We start from the raw sequence: 5,186 nt of genomic DNA, 5'->3' as shown, positions 1-5,186 counted from the left end.
AGCTGGTCGCCGCTGGCGCCGAGCTGGCCCCAACTGGTGAGGTAGAGCCCCTGATTGGCGCGGATGGCGCCATAGGCGTCGGTGTGCAGCTCGAACCCGGTGCCGCGGAAGGCGCCGCGGGTGTTGCCGGTCTGGTGGATCAGGTAGCCGAGGTTGAGCTGGCTCTTCTCGGCTTCGGAGTCGAGGCGGCGGCGTTGCCGAAGACGCGTTCGTTGTAATAAATGGAGCAGGTCCTGGTTGTGTCAGCCAAAAGCCTGCTCCTTGTTTCGGTTCGGCGCTTCAGAAATATCCACGGAAGCAGAAGTACAGAATCGCCAGCACCTCTGCCCAGCCAAGCAGGAAGCAAAACAGCGGCCAGAGGATTTCCTTCGCGCTCAGCGGGGGCTCGGTATGGCGATTGCGTACGTAGGAGTCGTCCGGTGCGACTCGGCATTTCTCCTCGACCCACTCGGGCCAACGCGGCACGCGGCAGGTCCACTTGGCGAGGATACGGCCGGTGCCGGCCCACATGACCATTGGCGCGAAAATCAGTTGGAACGCACGGCTATCGGCCAGAACCTGCGTGGCCTGGATCAACGAGTGGATGAAACTCTCACGTTTGCCATCTAAGTCCAGTAAGCGCTGATCGACCTGATGCGCTTGAATATGGCCGTCGGACTCCTCCATATAGCGACGCACCAGTTCCCAGATTTCCAGTACGCCTTTCATGCCCTTGAGGCCTTCGTACTTGAAGAAGACGAGGTGATAAAGCATGTTGCCGTTGCGATCACGCACGTACCCGCGAATCTCTTCGCGTGACATACCCCGACGATCCTGGGACTTCGTTGCTTCGCTGGTGTAAAATTGGATGTCATCCCAATTCATCGTGACAACGCCCATATCCTGAGACCAAGCATAGACCTTGCGATCACGACGATTAAAACGCATGGGATAGTGAGTCTTACGAAACATGTCCCAACGTATAGAAACATTCAAAAGCACTAGAATCAAAGGAATAAAAAGACTAGCAAGCAGCACCAGGAAATATACCGCCACGGGCATTTCTCCATACCCAAGAGCAATTATATAAACCAGCATCGCAGCACCAGGCAGCAAGGGAAACGCTGCCATTATTCCAAAAAAAGACACAAGGCCACGCAGACGATTGCCTGAATCAGAAAGCTCTATATAAGTAGAATTAACTGCAATTACCGAGCCATTAAAGCTACCAACCGTCTTACTAGCGCATCGATTTCCCTTACCTAAAGCCTGAGTGCGCCCCCCCATGCCTCTACCGCGTGACATAGTACTAGAAAATCCCCAGTTACCCCTTATCACCAGGTTAATAAAATCCTTACTGCTCGTAGAGCTCATATCATTCTTCCTTTTGGGTTATTGCTTCCAGTCGCTTTATTTCGGCTTCTAATCTAGCGTCACCCGGGCCCGAGTCACCGCGCTCACCAAAAGCAACTTCCGCTAACCACTCCTGCAAGTCATCCTCAGTAAAGTACCAAATAGCGACTGAGGCCGCGATGGCGAAAACTCCAATTATTGCGCCACCCCACCATAAAAACGGCGCCGCTCGAGATAGCAACACCAATAGTATCGACGTACTACTGGTAACTTCTACAGCAGCGCCTATAGCAGCAAAAAACAAGGCAAAACTCGCAGTGGCAGTGAGAAAACCAGACGCCACATACGCAGACCCCAATGCCCACTCACCATTTGCCAACCTTTCTCCACCCTCCCATATATCCATACCCCCTAGAATAAGACCACCCGCCAGTCCGAGACGTCCCGCCAGTCTTACAAGAATTTTGCTCCTTTCCATTAACACATCAGCTGACTCCCGGAAAATCTTCTGGGCATGCTCCATCGATTTCCCCACCACATCAGCCAAGCCACTACCTATAGCCAACCCCATCCCCAGGAAGCGACCTTGAACCCGCATACCCCCGTGAATGAGGCTGTCCGTGCGAGTGAGGAAATCCCACATCGATACGCCAGATAAGACAGCGCCCACAACGCTGGCCGAGAACACTAGCTTATCCCTATTTGTCAGGCTGAGTGCCCTGGATGGCGAGGACGTTTCCGCCATAAATTCCTCGAGTGGAGTGAGGTCTATCTGGCGTATATCGAACATCACGGGGGGCTCCCCATTGACCGCAATGAGCGAGCGCGTCTCTACTCGAATCTTTTGCTGGAACTGATGCAGCTCACTCACACCCCAGTCGGGGTGGATCAGCTTGAGCGGCTCGCGCGTTCGGGATAGGGCTTCCTCTAACGTCACGCTAACTTGGGTGATCTGAACCGAGCTTCCCGAGATCATCCCCAAGGTGAGCAGAAGTGGCGTCGGGTTCTGCGCTTTTGCCACGACACTTTGCACCGGCCCGAGCACATGGCCGAGCATTCTGGCGGGCGAAGCAACCTCATCGGGGTAATCTTCCGTAAGCCCAATATAAGCGGCGATCAACGGCCCCCAAGGTAAGGTGGCGGGGTTATTGGGTTTGGCACCGAAATCGACATCGCTCGCTGCCATGATCTGTTCGACCAGCGCTTGCTGATTGAGGCACATGCCTCTCAGCAGCAGGTTGCTATTGTCGATCTCGCTCGCCGACAGCCATTCGACATACTGTTTGAACGCAGGCGCGTAGCTTTGGGTACCCAACAGCACGAAGGAGATAACGGAGACGAAATTGATCCCCGACTCGACGTTCGCATCATCGAAGCGGCTATTGAGATAGATCAGCAGGGGATTGCCGGTCAGCCAGCTCACATAGGCCGATGCCAGTGGCTGCATATTCTCTTTATCGTAATCCGATAGCTGCGGACGATAGGTGTTCTCCATCCAGTGATCGGGCTCGCCGGGCCGTAGCTTGTCGCCATACTTGCCCCAGGCATCGTTGGCGGCCTCTTCGAGTTCAGACTCACTGATGCTCTTGTAGGCGGCCAGCCGCGTGGCCTCGACCTCTTGCCGATAAGCGGGATCTTCCTTCTGCCGACGCTCGAAGTTGGCTTTAGCCGCATGTGCCATGCCCGGCGGACCTCCATAAGTACGGTAGTACTCATGTTCGAGCCGCTCCTCGACGATCTTAGTGGCGCGCTGCATCCGCGCTCGCTCCCGGAAGCCGTCTCGCAGCGCATTGACGATCCCCGCCGTCACGAACGGGCGCTTGATCGCTTCCTGCTCGTTGAACTCATTTTCTCGCTCGGCGAGTAACGCGGCGAGATCGCTGGTCACGCCAGCCGGATCATCGAGGACGAACAGCGCCGGGGTCATCTCACTCTTCTCGTCACCCTGCTGGGCCTGGCGTTGCGACCACTCGATGAATCCGTCGACATCGTCGCGAATCCCGTTGATGGGCGCCAGGCTGTGGCTCAGGGCACTCACTTCTGGGCTCTGGCTTGCGTCGCTGCTGCCCGTATCGCTCGATTGGCGACGTACCCAGGCGAAATTGGCCTCGGCCACTAGGTTCCTGAGTTCATTCAGCGGGCGGGTATAGTCCGCCGCGCCGCCTTTCCACTGCGTCAGGGAGAGCCTGCGCATGGCGTCACGCCGGCCGTCCGTATTGGCGGCATGCTCTTTCCACACGCGCTTGGTCCAGCGGTCATCCGAGAAGGCGATATACAGGTCCGTTGCGTCCTTGGCCGACGGTACCGTGATGCAACGCCCAGGATAGACATGCTCGGGATTGCCGCGGCAGGGGAACTCGTCATCCTCCACCGGCGCATTGATCTCAGCGTCGAGCGGCCCCGGCGCGTCGGGGTCGAGCGCCAGCAGCTCATCATTAGTGATATCGATGTAGCGACTGAGAAAGCCTTCATCGGTCACATAGTAGCCCTGCCAGCGTCCACGAGCCGCGTTGAAGACATACAGGAAGCCTTCCCTCAGTAGCCTCAGCGTGTAGTGTTGACCTCCCGAAAGCGTAATCTGAGAGACGGCATCATCCGCGAGATCCGCCGGCAACTCGGGGGCGGTGAGGCCGACATCATCACTACGTGCCACGGCATAGCGCACGGGCAGGATCGGCAGGCCACCGCCGCCACAGAAGCTGCAATCGGGGCGAGGACTATCGGTGCTACTCATGTCCGCTCCTTAACTCTGAAATGAGGATGTTCCATTCGGTGTCACGCCATGCGTCCAGATGGCCGCCCATGTCGGATAAACGCCGCGTTGCGAGCACCATGAACGATTCCACCCAATACTCTCCGGCCAGATCCGGCAGATGCATGGCCGCCCGTTCTGTCAGTAACGACTGATCCTCGGACGATAGGCCCGAGCGTTGCGCATGACGCAGGGTGTCATCTAGCCATTGCCAATGTGTCGGGTCCTGCGGCCAGTCGGGGGCCAACAGGCTCAGACGGCGTAGACTGCGATTCAGGTCCGCAAAGAGATCGATACTCGACCACTGGGCGCGAGTCAGTTCCAACCAATCGATGGTCGTCGCGATCTCGGGACGCCGCAGGACATAAGACTGACCCTGGCCATCGAACCAGGACCATTGATCGAGAGGGCCAAGGAGTCGGGCCAGCTGCGTCGGCGTCAGCAACCACGTCAGATGGCGGAAAACGTGGGGATCGTAATAGCGAAGCCAGTAATAGCGGCGGTCACCCGGGCGCCGCTGCAACAGCTGGCGACGCAGATGCCAGGCCGTTCGATCGAGATCGGCGCGTGTGCTCATCAGCGCCGAGAAGAACAGGGCGCCACGTTTGCGGTAGCGCCGGATGCGGTCGATCAGATCTTCATACGCCTCTTGGGGCAAGTCCTGAAGCGCGACAAGCTGTGGCAGGCGATGCGCTCTTGCTGGTGCAGGCGACGTTTCCAGCGCCTGGACCGGCAGGTCGCGCCAGTCTCGTTCGTGCACGACCAAGGGATTGATCACGGCGAAGTCGAACTGACACAACGACGAGGGCGTCAGTGTCGCATCATGTGACTGAATCCGAGATGGCTCACTCAATGCCGACATCGATCAGCTCCCCACGGGCGTACTGCCGGAAGAGGACTTATCGGCACCCGCGAACTGCTTCTCGCACTCTCCCTCCGGCAACTCGGGCATGGCCGCGTCCAGGCTCGCGGGCCCCCCGAAGACGTGCTGGGCGCCCTTGATGTCGATCTTGCCGGGGCCGTGGACGTCGATATTGCCGCCTTCGATGCGGATATAACCGCCACCACTGTTCAGCAGGATGCCGTTGGCGGCGTTGATCTC

Annotated in this window: 5 protein-coding genes; all 5 read right to left on the bottom strand. The window is 57.8% G+C overall.

Annotation, left to right across the window (positions count from 1 at the left end):
- Positions 1–230, bottom strand: a 230-nt coding sequence (locus tag J0A90_RS18360; protein WP_233076932.1) for a type VI secretion system Vgr family protein, incomplete at its 3' end; no start/stop codon positions are given.
- Positions 231–279: 49 nt separating this feature from the next.
- Positions 280–1,353, bottom strand: coding sequence for a DUF6708 domain-containing protein (locus tag J0A90_RS18355; protein WP_207037430.1), 1,074 nt, complete (start codon positions 1,351–1,353; stop codon positions 280–282).
- A gap of 1 nt (position 1,354) precedes the next feature.
- Positions 1,355–4,066: a T6SS effector BTH_I2691 family protein gene (locus J0A90_RS18350; RefSeq protein ID WP_207037429.1), complete on the bottom strand. Its 2,712-nt coding sequence runs from the start codon at positions 4,064–4,066 to the stop codon at positions 1,355–1,357.
- The gene (locus J0A90_RS18345; RefSeq protein WP_207037428.1) at positions 4,059–4,946 is read right to left on the bottom strand and encodes a DUF4123 domain-containing protein; all 888 of its coding nucleotides are present in this window, start codon (positions 4,944–4,946) and stop codon (positions 4,059–4,061) included. The genes J0A90_RS18350 and J0A90_RS18345 overlap by 8 nt, the downstream gene beginning before the upstream one ends.
- Positions 4,947–4,949: 3 nt before the next feature.
- The coding region (locus J0A90_RS18340) for a DUF2345 domain-containing protein (RefSeq protein WP_233076931.1) at positions 4,950–5,186 on the bottom strand (237 nt) is incomplete at its 5' end.

Origin of the sequence: Salinicola sp. DM10 (assembly GCF_017306975.2) — a bacterium.
Classification (GTDB): domain Bacteria; phylum Pseudomonadota; class Gammaproteobacteria; order Pseudomonadales; family Halomonadaceae; genus Salinicola.
Note: the sequence above shows the minus strand (reverse complement) of the source record. Positions and strands in the feature narration are given on the sequence as shown.

Excerpts from the sequence above, each read along its gene's own strand:
- J0A90_RS18345 (WP_207037428.1), bottom strand. The coding sequence starts at position 4,946 with ATGTCGGCATTGAGTGAGCCATCTCGGATTCAGTCACATGATGCGACA.
- J0A90_RS18350 (WP_207037429.1), bottom strand. The coding sequence starts at position 4,066 with ATGAGTAGCACCGATAGTCCTCGCCCCGATTGCAGCTTCTGTGGCGGC.
- J0A90_RS18355 (WP_207037430.1), bottom strand. The coding sequence starts at position 1,353 with ATGAGCTCTACGAGCAGTAAGGATTTTATTAACCTGGTGATAAGGGGT.